8 protein-coding genes and 2 rRNA genes are annotated in these 14,982 nt (G+C 45.6%); 3 read left to right on the forward strand and 7 right to left on the reverse strand.

Features of this window, described 5'->3' with window-relative positions:
• Positions 1–30: 30 nt before the first annotated feature.
• From NSS67_RS30365 to NSS67_RS30375, 3 genes are all read right to left on the reverse strand, one after another.
• A 23S ribosomal RNA gene (locus NSS67_RS30365) occupies positions 31–2,957 on the reverse strand.
• A gap of 264 nt (positions 2,958–3,221) precedes the next feature.
• A 16S ribosomal RNA gene (locus tag NSS67_RS30370) occupies positions 3,222–4,777 on the reverse strand.
• The 16S and 23S rRNA genes sit together here, the layout of an rRNA operon.
• 468 nt (positions 4,778–5,245) lie before the next feature.
• Positions 5,246–9,565, reverse strand: a complete 4,320-nt coding sequence (locus tag NSS67_RS30375; RefSeq protein ID WP_339317493.1) for an S-layer homology domain-containing protein — start codon at positions 9,563–9,565, stop codon at positions 5,246–5,248.
• 168 nt (positions 9,566–9,733) lie between these two features.
• Here NSS67_RS30375 and NSS67_RS30380 point away from each other — a divergent pair, with 168 nt between their 5' ends.
• Positions 9,734–9,859, forward strand: a complete 126-nt coding sequence (locus NSS67_RS30380) for a DUF4023 domain-containing protein (protein WP_339317495.1) — start codon at positions 9,734–9,736, stop codon at positions 9,857–9,859.
• Between the two features lie 102 nt (positions 9,860–9,961).
• On the opposite strand, the gene NSS67_RS30385 is transcribed toward NSS67_RS30380, so the two are convergent.
• Positions 9,962–10,666, reverse strand: a complete 705-nt coding sequence (locus NSS67_RS30385; protein ID WP_339317497.1) for a hypothetical protein — start codon at positions 10,664–10,666, stop codon at positions 9,962–9,964.
• 189 nt (positions 10,667–10,855) lie between these two features.
• The gene (locus tag NSS67_RS30390; RefSeq protein ID WP_339317499.1) at positions 10,856–11,377 is read right to left on the reverse strand and encodes a GNAT family N-acetyltransferase; all 522 of its coding nucleotides are present in this window, start codon (positions 11,375–11,377) and stop codon (positions 10,856–10,858) included.
• A 165-nt stretch (positions 11,378–11,542) separates the two neighbouring features.
• On the opposite strand from NSS67_RS30390, the gene NSS67_RS30395 reads away from it, so the two are divergent.
• On the forward strand, positions 11,543–13,138 hold the full coding sequence (locus NSS67_RS30395) for an AMP-binding protein (protein ID WP_339320749.1): 1,596 nt from the start codon (positions 11,543–11,545) through the stop codon (positions 13,136–13,138).
• 92 nt (positions 13,139–13,230) lie between these two features.
• Here NSS67_RS30395 and NSS67_RS30400 read toward each other — a convergent pair whose 3' ends face one another.
• Both NSS67_RS30400 and NSS67_RS30405 read right to left on the reverse strand, forming a co-directional pair.
• Positions 13,231–13,809, reverse strand: coding sequence for a hypothetical protein (locus NSS67_RS30400; RefSeq protein WP_339317500.1), 579 nt, complete (start codon positions 13,807–13,809; stop codon positions 13,231–13,233).
• A gap of 11 nt (positions 13,810–13,820) precedes the next feature.
• Positions 13,821–14,261 carry a HEAT repeat domain-containing protein gene (locus NSS67_RS30405; protein WP_339317501.1) on the reverse strand — a complete coding sequence of 147 codons (441 nt, stop codon included), beginning with the start codon at positions 14,259–14,261 and terminating at the stop codon, positions 13,821–13,823.
• Between the two features lie 226 nt (positions 14,262–14,487).
• Here NSS67_RS30405 and NSS67_RS30410 point away from each other — a divergent pair, with 226 nt between their 5' ends.
• The gene (locus NSS67_RS30410; RefSeq protein WP_339317502.1) at positions 14,488–14,976 is read left to right on the forward strand and encodes a DUF4358 domain-containing protein; all 489 of its coding nucleotides are present in this window, start codon (positions 14,488–14,490) and stop codon (positions 14,974–14,976) included.
• Positions 14,977–14,982: the final 6 nt, after the last annotated feature.

Here is a 14,982-nt window from a genome sequence, read left to right on the forward strand (position 1 = left end):
TGAATCCGAAACAAATCTGCGTTTTAAGTATAGGATAAGCCCTCGACCGATTAGTATTGGTCAGCTCCATGCATTACTGCACTTCCACCTCCAACCTATCTACCTCGTCGTCTTCAAGGGGTCTTACTAATTGGGAAATCTCATCTTGAGGGGGCTTCACGCTTAGATGCTTTCAGCGCTTATCCCGTCCGTACGTAGCTACCCAGCCATGCTTCTGGCGAAACAACTGGTGCACCAGCGGTACGTCCATCCCGGTCCTCTCGTACTAAGGACAGCTCCTCTCAAATTTCCTGCGCCCACGACAGATAGGGACCGAACTGTCTCACGACGTTCTGAACCCAGCTCGCGTACCGCTTTAATGGGCGAACAGCCCAACCCTTGGGACCTACTTCAGCCCCAGGATGCGATGAGCCGACATCGAGGTGCCAAACCTCCCCGTCGATGTGGACTCTTGGGGGAGATAAGCCTGTTATCCCCAGGGTAGCTTTTATCCGTTGAGCGATGGCCCTTCCATGCGGTACCACCGGATCACTAAGTCCGACTTTCGTCCCTGCTCGACTTGTAGGTCTCGCAGTCAAGCTCCCTTATGCCTTTGCACTCTTCGAATGATTTCCAACCATTCTGAGGGAACCTTGGAACGCCTCCGTTACTCTTTAGGAGGCGACCGCCCCAGTCAAACTGCCCGCCTGACACGGTCCCCGTACCGGATTACGGTACTAGGTTAGAACCTAGATACGATCAGGGTGGTATCCCAACGGCGCCCACCGAAGCTTGCGCTCCGATTTCTACGGCTCCCACCTATCCTGTACAGATCGTACCCAAATTCAATATCAAGCTGCAGTAAAGCTCCATGGGGTCTTTCCGTCTTGTCGCGGGTAACCTGCATCTTCACAGGTATTAAAATTTCACCGGATCTCTCGTTGAGACAGCGCCCAAGTCGTTACGCCATTCGTGCGGGTCAGAATTTACCTGACAAGGAATTTCGCTACCTTAGGACCGTTATAGTTACGGCCGCCGTTTACTGGGGCTTCGGTTCATAGCTTCGGGTTACCCCTAACCACTCCCCTTAACCTTCCAGCACCGGGCAGGCGTCAGCCCGTATACTTCGCCTTGCGGCTTCGCACAGACCTGTGTTTTTGCTAAACAGTCGCTTGGGCCTTTTCACTGCGGCCCCCTCGTGCTATTCACACTACCGGGGCACCCCTTCTCCCGAAGTTACGGGGTCATTTTGCCGAGTTCCTTAACGAGAGTTCTTCCCGCGCGCCTTAGAATTCTCTTCTCGCCTACCTGTGTCGGTTTGCGGTACGGGCACCTTCTCCTGGCTAGAGGCTTTTCTTGGCAGTGTGAGATCATGACCTTCGCTACTACAATTTTCGCTCCCCATCACAGCCCAGCCTTAACGATGTGCGGATTTGCCTACACATCAGCCTCACTGCTTAGACGGACACATCCATCAGTCCGCGTCACTACCCTCCTGCGTCACCCCATCGCTCATAGCGGATTACGGTGGTACAGTAATTTCAAACTGTTGTCCTTCGACTACGCCTTTCGGCCTCGCCTTAGGTCCCGACTTACCCTGAGCGGACGAGCCTTCCTCAGGAAACCTTGGGCTTTCGGCGGATCAGATTCTCACTGATCTTTTCGTTACTCATACCGGCATTCTCACTTGTATGCTGTCCAGCGCTCCTTACGGTACACCTTCAACCTACATACAACGCTCCCCTACCCCAGATACATACGTATCTAGCCATAGCTTCGGTGGTGTGTTTAGCCCCGTTACATTTTCGGCGCAGAGTCACTCGACCAGTGAGCTATTACGCACTCTTTCAATGGTGGCTGCTTCTAAGCCAACATCCTGGTTGTCTGTGCAACTCCACATCCTTTCCCACTTAACACACACTTGGGGACCTTAGCTGATGGTCTGGGCTGTTTCCCTTTTGACAATGGATCTTAGCACTCACTGTCTGACTCCCGGCAATAAGTATATGGCATTCGGAGTTTGACTGATCTTGGTAATCCTTGCGGACCCCGCAACCAATCAGTGCTCTACCTCCACTACTCTTATACCGAGGCTAGCCCTAAAGCTATTTCGGGGAGAACCAGCTATCTCCGAGTTCGATTGGAATTTCTCCGCTACCCCCACCTCATCCCCGCACTTTTCAACGTACGTGGGTTCGGGCCTCCAGTGCGTGTTACCGCACCTTCACCCTGGACAGGGGTAGATCACACGGTTTCGGGTCTACGTCCACATACTAAATCGCCCTATTCAGACTCGCTTTCGCTGCGGCTCCGTCTTCTCGACTTAACCTTGCATGTTAAACGTAACTCGCCGGTTCATTCTACAAAAGGCACGCCATCACCCATAGATAGGGCTCTGACTTTTTGTAAGCACACGGTTTCAGGTTCTATTTCACTCCCCTTCCGGGGTGCTTTTCACCTTTCCCTCACGGTACTGTTTCACTATCGGTCGCCAGGTAGTATTTAGCCTTAGCAGATGGTCCTGCTGGATTCATACGGGGTTTCACGTGCCCCGCACTACTCGGGATCCGTCTCGGAGAGAACACAGTTTAGGCTACAGGGCTTTTACCTCTATCGCGGGCCTTTCCAGACCTCTTCACCTACCATATTCCTTTGTAACTCCATGTGAGACGTCCCACAACCCCTAAGAGCAAGCTCTTAGGTTTAGGCTGTTCCGCGTTCGCTCGCCGCTACTGACGGAATCACTATTGTTTTCTCTTCCTCAGGGTACTTAGATGTTTCAGTTCCCCTGGTCTGCCTCTACACACCCTATGTGTTCAGGTGTGAGTAACTGCGAATTACCACAGCTGGGTTTCCCCATTCGGACACCCCCGGATCAAAGCTTGCTTACAGCTCCCCGAGGCAGTTTCGTTGTTCGCCACGTCCTTCGTCGGCTCCTGGCGCCTAGGCATCCTCCGTGTGCTCTTATTAGCTTAACCATCGTTCCGGTGTTTCGCTTGTTCGCACAATCGAAAACCTTCACTTAGCATCACTATTAATTTAAACTTGTTTGCACAAGTTCAGCTTAAAAGATGTTCTAAAACGCAAATTCGTTTCGGTATCCAGTTTTCAAGGATCAAGTTTAAAGATGAGAGCTTAAACTCTCAAAACTGAGCAACGAGTGAGTAACAGGCCTAAACCTGAGTTTTGGAAGTTTAACTTCCGATTTGAATGTCTTCATTGCAGAAGACGATTCTCCATAGAAAGGAGGTGATCCAGCCGCACCTTCCGATACGGCTACCTTGTTACGACTTCACCCCAATCATCTACCCCACCTTCGGCGGCTGGCTCCCTTGCGGGTTACCCCACCGACTTCGGGTGTTGTAAACTCTCGTGGTGTGACGGGCGGTGTGTACAAGACCCGGGAACGTATTCACCGCGGCATGCTGATCCGCGATTACTAGCAATTCCGACTTCATGCAGGCGAGTTGCAGCCTGCAATCCGAACTGAGACCGGCTTTGATGGGATTGGCTTCACCTCGCGGTTTCGCTTCCCGTTGTACCGGCCATTGTAGTACGTGTGTAGCCCAGGTCATAAGGGGCATGATGATTTGACGTCATCCCCACCTTCCTCCGGTTTGTCACCGGCAGTCACTCTAGAGTGCCCAACATTACTTGCTGGCAACTAAAGTTAAGGGTTGCGCTCGTTGCGGGACTTAACCCAACATCTCACGACACGAGCTGACGACAACCATGCACCACCTGTCTCCTCTGTCCCGAAGGCCGCCACTATCTCTAGTGGATTCAGAGGGATGTCAAGACCTGGTAAGGTTCTTCGCGTTGCTTCGAATTAAACCACATACTCCACTGCTTGTGCGGGTCCCCGTCAATTCCTTTGAGTTTCAGTCTTGCGACCGTACTCCCCAGGCGGAGTGCTTACTGTGTTAACTTCGGCACCAAGGGTATCGAAACCCCTAACACCTAGCACTCATCGTTTACGGCGTGGACTACCAGGGTATCTAATCCTGTTTGCTCCCCACGCTTTCGCGCCTCAGCGTCAGTTACAGCCCAGAAAGTCGCCTTCGCCACTGGTGTTCCTCCACATATCTACGCATTTCACCGCTACACGTGGAATTCCACTTTCCTCTTCTGTACTCAAGTCACCCAGTTTCCAGTGCGACCTTAGGTTGAGCCCAAGGTTTAAACACCAGACTTAAATGACCGCCTGCGCGCTTTACGCCCAATAATTCCGGACAACGCTTGCCCCCTACGTATTACCGCGGCTGCTGGCACGTAGTTAGCCGGGGCTTTCTTCTCAGGTACCGTCACTCCGATAGCAGTTACTCTACCGGACGTTCTTCCCTGGCAACAGAGCTTTACGATCCGAAAACCTTCATCACTCACGCGGCGTTGCTCCGTCAGACTTTCGTCCATTGCGGAAGATTCCCTACTGCTGCCTCCCGTAGGAGTCTGGGCCGTGTCTCAGTCCCAGTGTGGCCGTTCACCCTCTCAGGTCGGCTACGCATCGTCGCCTTGGTGGGCCATTACCCCACCAACTAGCTAATGCGCCGCAGGCCCATCCCTCAGTGACAGATTGCTCCGTCTTTCATTCTTTCTTCAGGAGAAAAAAGAAATTATCCGGTATTAGCTACCGTTTCCGGTAGTTATCCCAGTCTGAAGGGCAGGTTGCCTACGTGTTACTCACCCGTCCGCCGCTAAGTTATTTTGAAAGCAAGCTTTCAAAATAACTCCGCTCGACTTGCATGTATTAGGCACGCCGCCAGCGTTCGTCCTGAGCCAGGATCAAACTCTCCAATTAGTATTGAAAAGAGCGATATGCTCATTTTGAAACATCTGACGAGAAAATTAATTCTCTATTTTGGATTTCACTTGCGTGATTTCCTACTCACTCGTTGTTCAGTTTTCAAAGATCAAGTTCTCGTTGGCGCCGTTTAATGTCTCAGCAGCAACTCTTATACTATATCATGTTCGGCTATTTAATGTCAAGCTCTTTTTTTAACTTCTTTTTCGAGCTCGGCATGTGTATTTCTTGGCCGGACTTAGAATATATCATGTATAGATATTGATTGCAAGCATTATTTTTAAATTCATATTGTTTATTATTACGTTACTTCTTCATCATAATACTTCGCTTCTTTAGAGATCTTTTTCGACAATGCAATGGCCTCTTATAAAAACGTAATAAACACAAAGGAGCCCCAGCCGATAAGCTGAGACCCCTTTTCGATACAAGCTAAGCTTAAGTTCATTTCACGCAGATACTAGGTTACTTCTGCCCTTTTTCTAACAAAGCAAGGATTATGGTAACCGCCTCTGCTCTTGTTGCCTTCTGGTTAGGTGCGAATTGATTCTGTCCTACACCGTTCACAAGACCTGATTTAGCTGCTGCTGCAATATACGGCACGGCCCATGCTGGTACCTCTTTAGCGTCATTGAAGGTTAAGGTCGCTTTTGGATCTACTGTAATCCCTAGCGCCCTAACCACCATAACTGCTAATTCAGTACGAGTAAGCTCCTGCGTAGGACGGAAAGTACCATCATCATAACCGCTAATAATTTGCAGAGAGACAGCCTGTGCCACAAAAGACTTAGCCCATGCTGGAATCTTCGCAGAATCCTTAAAGCTTGATTTGTCACCATTGTCCGGCAATTGCAATGCACGTGCCAGCATAGTGATAAATTCAACCCGATTCACTTTCTGATTAGGACGGAAAGTATCATCCGGATAACCGCTAACGAACCCAGCGGCTAAAGCTTTTTCGATAACTGCTGCTGCCCAGTGACTGCTAGTATCCGTTAAAGATGGTTTAATTACTGGCGATACAGTTGGTGAAGGCGCCGTTGTCGGTGCCGGTGTAGCTGTTGGCGCTACTGTTGGTGTTGGTGATGCTGTCGGTTTTGTTGTTGGTGCTGCTGTTGGTCCTGTTGTTGGCGTCGTCGATGGTGCTGGTGTCGGCGTTGTAGTTGGTTCTGTTGTTGGTTCTATTGTTGGTTCTATTGTTGGTTCTGGTGGGTTAACTACAGACTCCTTAACAATACCGAACTCTTCAAGGACATATGGTTTAGCATCATTAACACGCTGATCAATCTCATAGGATACAGCTGTCAGCTTCCCAGCATCTACAGTAATGCCGACAAAGGTCTGAACTTGACCACGCATTGGACGTGTCGCGTCACTTGGGTCCGCTCCGTATTTAGCTGCTGTATTCTCATTAGCTACTTCGAAGAGATTATAATACGCCTCTCCAAGTTCTGGTTTCATGTTCTTGTAGTAAACCTTTGCTCCCGCTGTAGCAGGGATCAGATAGATCGTTCCGTCTGGATTAACTGTATACTCTACAGTTTGACCATTAAAGCTTTCCTTAATCTTCACTGTGTCCGCTGCAGTTCCGTCAGCCTTGATCGGCTTTGTCCGAGCATAAATATGGTCGTGGCCTTGAAGAACCAAGTCAATACCCAGTTCAGCCATCATTGGAGCAACCTTCGCTCTTTCTCCATTTGCTCCCATAATGTCTTTGTCAGTAGCATGGTTAGAGGTTGTGTATGGACCTTTATGCATAGCTACGATAATCCATTTCGCTCCAGCAGCCTTCGCAGCTTTTACGTCGGCCTTCATCCAATTCAATTGAGCTTCACTGAAGTTAGCGAATTCATCAGAATTCTCATTCGTGTTAAGCACTACAAAGTGCGCATTGCTGTAATCATAGGAATAGTAAGCTCCTGTTTCCGTAGGAGATCCTGCTGCTTCCTTAATATTGTAATGCTCATAAAAAGCATTCGCTTTATCCTCATGATTCCCCGCAACTGGAACGATTGTTGTATTGAGCAGGGTTTCCTGCGAATGACCAAGCAACCAATTCCACTGCGATTCATTTGTTCCGGTATCTACGATATCCCCGTTAATCGCCACAAACTCAGCATTCGGGAAGGTTGTAAGTGCTTTGGCCATTGTTTCTCCGGAAAGAATAGCCTCATCTTCTGTCTTAGCTTGTGTATCCGCCAAATCGATGAAAGTAAATGCACCTGTCTTCGCGGCAGTTTCGAAAGTTCCCACTTCACTCCAAAGACCAAGTGATTTATCACCTACACGGAAGTAGTATTTCGTATCAGCCTTCAAGCCAGAAGCTTCAGCTTTATGAACTAACTCATCTTTAGAATTTCTAGAAACCGCTGAACGTCCTTTAAATTCACTAGACTTAGCAAAGTCTGGAGTATCGCCCGTGTTCTCTACAACTTGAAGATCACTACCTGTAGACTTCGAAGCGGTATACCAAGTGAATCCCTTAGAACTAACCGGGTCACCGTTAAAGGTTACCGTCACTTTTTTGATAGAATCTGTAGAAACGATAGTAGCATCTGAATTTGTTCTGTCACTTACTGCTTTGATTACAAATTGATAGATTTTGTTCGGATCAGTATTTTCCACACTATAACTATAAGAAGTTTGACCTTCCGTAGTAGGAACGCTGACCGCCCAATTTGCTGATAGCAGATCATTTTGCTCATAAATGCGATATCCAGATACTGGCGCACCAGATGTAGGCGCATCCCAAGTTAACGTGATTTTACCGCCATCCGCTACTGCTGCTTTTGCATTTTGCACAGGTTTAACAGTTACGTCAGACTTTTGGATGCTGTACTTATCATATAAATCTGTAGAACCACCAGTTATTGTGGTGTAGGCTTCATATGAAAGCTCATCATTCGTTACAGTCATACCTGTGAACATTTCCTTACCAGGCTGCCCGTATTTAGCTGCAAATGGGAATGCGCCTGAGGCAACGTTGTATTTTTTATTGCCGGCTGCATTTGTAATCAGATATAACGTACCTTTAGGATCAGTAACTACTCCATTTGTGTCCGGAACAATATCCGTCAATGGCTTATTGTTGTACATTTGATAGCTTCTAGCAAAGGTGTGGTCATGCCCACCAATCACCATGTCAATGCCCAGCTCATCAAACACCTTCGTCAAATTTGCTCTGTAATAGAGCACATCTGTATCATTCGTGTGACTGGCAACAGAATAAGGCGATTTATGCAGGAGTACAACCTTCCACTTTTGATCGCTTTTCGCAGCTTCACTGCGTAGCCATTGCACTTGTTTATTGTAAATTTCATTGTTCTCAAGATTTGAGCTAGCACCATAATACTCTGTATTAATAACCATAAAGTGCGCTGAACCGTAGTCAAAAGAATATACAGAGCCATCTGGTTTTGCGCCCGTATTCGAAACATTAGGCAAATTAAAATGAGTCGTATAATTGTTATATGTCTTACTTTCATGATTACCTACCAATGGAACTAACGGAATGTTCGCCAGAATATCCTTTGGCTTGTTGAAGAACCATCCCCATTGCTCCTCAATATCACCGTTATCTACCAAATCACCGGAATTCAGAATGAATTCACTTGTTGGGAATTTCGCCAATCCCTCTTGAAGAGTATGATTCCAAATATCAAAATCTTCTTCAGTTGTTCCTTGAGAATCCGTTGTATATAGGAATTTAAAAGCTTGATTACTGGAGCTTTCTGTTTTAAAGGTTCCTACGTTGCTCCAATTATCAGCTTGTCCATCACCTGCACGGTAAGCATACTCCGTTCCCGGCTGCAAATGATCAGCAATGACCTTATGACTAGTCAATACAACTGATTTTTTAGCTGACTTATCCGCCTTTGTCATATATACACTTGTTGTAACGGATGTACCCTCGTAAGATTGAGCACCTCCGGATGGAAACTGACCATCCACTACTTTAGAGGCTTCTACTACTTCAAGCTTGGTGCCCGTCACACTCTCAGGTGCATACCAGTTAAATCCCATACTAGTCTGAGGATTTCCGTTAAAAGTCAGTGCGATGGAATCAGGCTTACCCACTCCAGGTTGTACTGGCTCCACTGCCGGATAAGCGGTCAGGCTCATAGCCCAATAAAGGTCGGAGCTACTATCACTGGATTGATGAACCTCAGCTGAAAGCTCATTATTTCCATCCTTCAGATTAGTCTTCACTACTTCAGTAAGGTCTACTTTGGTGTATTCGTTCGGATTACTTAGGTTACTTGGACTCTTTGTCTGAAAATTGATGTCACCCGTTGGCATAGCCTCGCGGTAGATTTCTGTACCGTTCAGATACAGTACAACTCCGTCATCAAATGCAAAATTGCCCTCGATTTCACCGGATTTCAGAACCTCTTCCATATTAACCGTTACGTTTGTACGGAAGTAGGAGGTTGGATATTTTTTACTTTTATTAGAACCGTAGCTAATATTTGTGTTCAGAGCACCAAATTGCTTGCTGCTGACTCCGGCTCCACTATCTTTATAACCAAGCGGCGCTTGGCCAGATGCCCATGTTGAATCGTCATATACGGACCGCCATGCCGTCCCTTGATCTGTTCCTTGATCTAAATACTTCCACGTAGAATTCCCTGCCAATATAGTAACAGGCTCTAGCGTTTGTAATTGTAGTAACCCAGCTTCCCCATTGCTGTCTTCAGCATAAGCTGGCATTCCTGTGAATGTAAGCCCCAATACCATAACGAAAGCTAAAGTCACGGATACAGCTTGTTTAAATAACCTGTTCATAATTAGTCTCCCTTACTATTCTTATGAAATGTTCGCATTCATTCATAGTAACTATTAAATATTTTCGCAATGTCTTTATAAACATAGATGTTTGTAAAGTACATCGTGTATGTATTCGTACAAAAGTGGTTACAGTAACGGCAAGGTTGACAATCAAGGAGGATAAACATGGACGATACTCATGCTTTTGTAGAAAAAGTACACGACACCCAAAAGAAAGCCGAAAAGAATAAAGAGCATCACGGTAAAGGAACTCCAAGTCAGAAATTGCCGAATAAACAGCACAGTAAGTAAAAATTAAAAAAGTATGGCACTAAAAAAAGCAGCAAGTCTCTCCAAACATGGGAGACTTGCTGCTTTACTTTTTGAGGCACGAAGATAGGTACTAATGGGGATTTATTTACTCCATTTCACGACATTCACTGCTACTTTTTCTAATTGCGTCTTACTCAGTGTTTTATTTGGGGAACTAATAGTAACAAAACGATCATCCAGTTTATAGGTCAAGAACAACGAATCGCTGGATGGACTATACCATTTGGCTTCGGTTCCATTAGAGAGCTTTACAGTTTCACCTTTGTATTCGTAAGAGTAATCACGAGGAGAAATGTTCACCTTCATTTGCTTAAATATAAAGTTCACCCCATCATCAGAACCAACTACTTTTTGAAATGCGTCTCCACTCACCATTTGAGTCGGTGCATAGGCTGTTTCGAACCCTTGGAAATTGGCGAAGGCTTTAACAATCTCTTCTTTCTGAGTGCTGCTGTACTGCACAGGTGTCAAAGAAACTTTGTCCGTTACCGCATTTCCGGTGCCTAGAAGGACCTGATTGTTCACCGCATCGAAGGTCACGGGTACCTTCATAACATCGGCTACCGCACGTACTGGAAGATAGGTTGTATTGTTATAAGTAATTGGCGCTAATGCGTTCCCTTTATTATCAACTGGCGTATAAGCCGTGCCATTCACCTTAAATCCAATGCTGTGATTGAGGTATGCAGTGATTTTCTGAAGTTTAGTTCCTGCGTATACACCAGCTGATCCTGTAACTACCATCCCAAATACCATTGTTGCTATGACTATTTTTTTATTTTTCACAAGTAAGCCCTCCTTGGAAGTTCAATCATTGTTCTTACTTTAGCTCAAACGAAACAAGAATATGTCTCTAACTTGTCTCTAACTTGTACCCATTTTGTAAAGAAAAAAATCAGGAGTTCAATCGTAAATGTAAAATAAAAACAGCAACCCGCTTATCCTAAAAAGGATCGTACGGATTGCTGTTAGAGTTTAACGTTGATACGGTAATGTAACCTTATACACTTCAGTATATAAAATTTCTCTATAAAGATTGAATTCCTCTTCATCCACTGGGTTAGGGTAAGTCATGATTTGAAGTGGTAAATCCTCATTTCCCTCACGCAGTGGAGGCTGCACATACTCGTAAGGATTCAAATGGAACCCCAGTCGCTCATAAAAGCCAATTCTCCGCTGTTCCATCTCACCTAATGGCGGTTCTACTTCCAAAAGCACAGGCTTGCCCGACTGACGGATATAGGTTTCCATCAGCTTTTTGCCAATGCCTCCACCTCTTATGGTTGGGTCCACTGCAATATGTTCTACAAAACGGAATCCAGGAAACTCCCAGCAGGCTATAAAAGCAATGATTTTCCCGTCAGCGTTCGCTTCGGTAATCAATCGATAATGTGGAACATCCAATAACTCCTGTTGTCCCGCATAGGTTCTGATCTCAGATGTGGGAAAAGAAGCTTCCATAATAGCGAATATTTCATCAAAATTTGTGTGATTCATAACATAAGTTCTCACTTTCTGGATTTATATTTACAAAGGTTATCTTAACCTTCTGAACCCTATTCTATCAAATTTAAGCATCAAGGTACTAGTACCTGGTACTAGGATAACATGCTATACTAAGCATAACAGCTATACACATCTTGTTAGATATAGGAGAGGTTCATATTGGATAATCAGCAGTGGATCGCACCTGAGTACTACAATCTCACTTCGGAAACGGAACGTCATGCTCCGGAAAAGATTGCACTTAAGTGGTTGAATGAACAAGGAGACTACGAGGAAATCACTTACGGGGAACTTCGCAAGCAAGCTAATCGACTTGCCGGGGGACTTGCAGCACTCGGTCTTCAGCAAGGGGACCGAGTGCTTGTTATGGTACCACGCCGAATTATCGCTTATGTCATCTATTTAGCTTCTCTGAAGCTAGGACTTGCCATTATCCCTTCTTCGGAAATGCTTCGCGCCAAGGATTTATCTTACCGTCTTCGGCATTCCGAAGCCAGAGCCGTTATTGCCTGGTCCGAGGTTACTGAGGAAGTTAATAAAATCTCGGATAATCTGCCTGCTCTAGATTACCGTCTTTCCGTATCAGGCAACATAGACGAAATCGGCAAAGGCTGGCTGGATTTAGAAAGCCTGATGATCGCTCAGCCGGATACCTTTACAGCAGTCGAAAGCCACCGCGACGATATGGCGATCTTGGCATATACCTCTGGAACAACCGGCAACCCTAAAGCAGTTGTTCATAGTCATGGCTGGGGTTATGCTCATTTGCGGATCACCTCGCCTCAATGGCTCGATATTAAAGAAACAGACACCGTCTGGGCAACAGCGGCACCGGGTTGGCAGAAGTGGATCTGGAGTCCCTTCTTAACCGTCCTTGGCAACGGGGCGACTGGTTTCGTATATAGTGGATCTTTTCATCCGAAGAAATATTTGCAGCTACTGCAAGATCACAACATTGAGGTATTATGCTGTACGCCAACTGAATATCGCTTGATGGCCAAATTAGAAGATCTCAGTCATTATGACTTGTCCCGCCTTCGCTGCGCAGTTTCCGCTGGAGAGCCTTTGAATCAGGAGGTCATCAACACCTTCCAACGTGAATTCAATATCACGATTCGTGATGGTTACGGTCAAACAGAAAGTACACTTATCATCGGAACACTCAAGGATACCCCTATTCGTATTGGCTCTATGGGTAAATCCATCGCTCCGGGCCTAGTTGAAGTGGTAGACGAGGATGGCATTCCGTTACCCGCTGGAGTCGTTGGAGATATCGCAGTGCACTTAAGTATGCCAGCGTTATTCCATACCTATTACAAAGACCCTGGGAGAAAAGAAAGCTGTACTCATGGTGAGTTCTTCGTAACTGGCGACCGGGCGCGGAAGGATGAGGAGGGTTATTTCTGGTTCGAGGGACGCGGAGATGACATCATTATTAGCTCGGGTTACACCATAGGTCCTTTCGAGGTAGAGGAAGCACTGATGAAGCATGCCTCAGTTAAGGAATGTGCGGTTGTAGCAAGTCCAGATGAGATCCGCGGCCATATCGTTAAAGCTTTTATTGTTCTGAAGGATGAGACTGCTGCTTCTCCTGAGCTTGTGAGAGAACTGCAATCCCATGTTAAAGAGTGGACAGCCCCTTATAAATATCCACGCAAAATCGAGTTCATTCAGGATCTTCCTAAGACAACCTCTGGTAAAATACGGAGAGTAGAGCTTCGTGACCAGGAGAACCGTGCTGCGCAGGAATAACATCGATAGGAACCGGAAGCTTTTGCTTGCTGATGCTTAAAAAAACAACAAGAGCAGCTAGTCCGCAATTGGACTGCTGCTCTTATTTATCATTACTCGGACCAATAATTTGCATCCGGGTTCAAAGCTGCGCCTACTTCGCCCTCTTTTACTAAATCGCAATCGAGGTAACCCTCTTCATCCAGGAAATAAACCTCCTGCTTGTAGAACTCACATAAAGTCTCTAGGAATTTCTCAGGTGATTCATACATTACAATCAGATCTCCAAAATCATGCAGTAGATCACAGACGCGTTCCACACCATCCGCAGATTTATAGTAACAAATGAAGTCACTGCCGTAATTCGTTAAGATCGGTAAGATAACGCCATCCACTTGATGGCCTTTTTCCTCCAATATTCCAGCTAAGATCTTCATCTCTGCTTCATATTCATCAATATGAATTAGACGATACCCTGGAATAAATTCGATCACACTTGGTTCTTCTTCCTCACTGCTTGTACCAGAAACTGTGCCATAAATAACTTTCAGCAGTTCAGGAGCTTCCGAAAGAAGTGCCGTAATCTTCGCTTCATTATCCCCCTTACCTAAGCTGGCAATATAGTCAGGACGTAATTCAGCGGAAAGCTTAAGGTATTCTTGAAATTGTTCTATTAATTTGTTAGTTTGCATGTTGTTATCCTTTACTTATTCGAGGAATTCCACATCTTCGTCAGCCACGCGTCAAAGTCAGCGCCCTTTTCACCTTCGTAAATATCGTACACGTCGATTCTCATTTTCTTCAACTTCTCTTTGAAATCTTCGTACGAATGGTCTCTTGGCAGGCTCTTCTTGATTCTCAAGAGTATTTTGGATACGCCTTTGACTAGCTCCGGTTTGTTCTTGGACGGTGCTTTAACATCTTCGCCGAATGCCTTCAGTTTAAGGTAAGCAGCTTCTTGAACTGTATATACAGGATCGCTCTCCATTAAACGCGTCAGGATATCGATAATTTGTTTGTGGTTGGTCTGTCCCAGTTCTTCAACAGCTTCTAGACGTGCTCTCCAATCCGCAGAACGGTTGGCTGCTTTCTTTAATTCTTCGTAATTCTCCGGTAGTTCATTATTGTTCAGTTCTTCGATCATTCCGTTCAATCCCCTTCTATTCAAAACTATCTATCTTACAGTAACAGTATAACCAACCATTGCGCAAGCTAAGAGAGGAAGATCTTTGCATGACCTTCTCATTCAAACATATTTCCACAAAATTGGGGTAAATTATTCGTAAGAAAGTGTCGCGCAACATTCTATAGACTTGATACGTTAGTTAACTAGATACATTCAGTCAAACACACCAAGGAGAGTGACCTAATTGAAAAAGCATACCTTCATTCTAGCGTTAACTATTGTATTAAGTGTGGTGCTTAGCGCCTGTTCCAGCAGCAACAATGAAGCCGTAGTCGAAACCAAGCTGAGTGCTAAAGAAATGGTCGACGAAATGCTCGCAAAAGTGGAACAACCTTCATTAATGGAAGTTGAAGCAGATATGGTGGGTCAGCTGTACCATCTAGATCCAGCATTACTTGAAGATTATAGCATTAGAATGCCCATGATGAATGTGAAAAGTAATGAAATCGCTATTTTAAAAGTTAAGGATGCAAAAGATATCTCTACGGTCGAAACCGCCGTCAAAGAGCGTGCAGCTGATATTCAAAAGCAATTCGAACAATACCTTCCGGATCAGTATGAGAACGCCCAAAATTATGAGCTGGTCAAAAAGGGCAATTACATCTTATTCGTGATTTCTGAGAGTGCTGATCAGCTCGTGACTGAATTCGATACCTTGTTTACTAAAAAATAATTAACG

This window comes from Paenibacillus sp. FSL R10-2734 (assembly GCF_037963865.1).
GTDB lineage: Bacteria > Bacillota > Bacilli > Paenibacillales > Paenibacillaceae > Paenibacillus_AQ.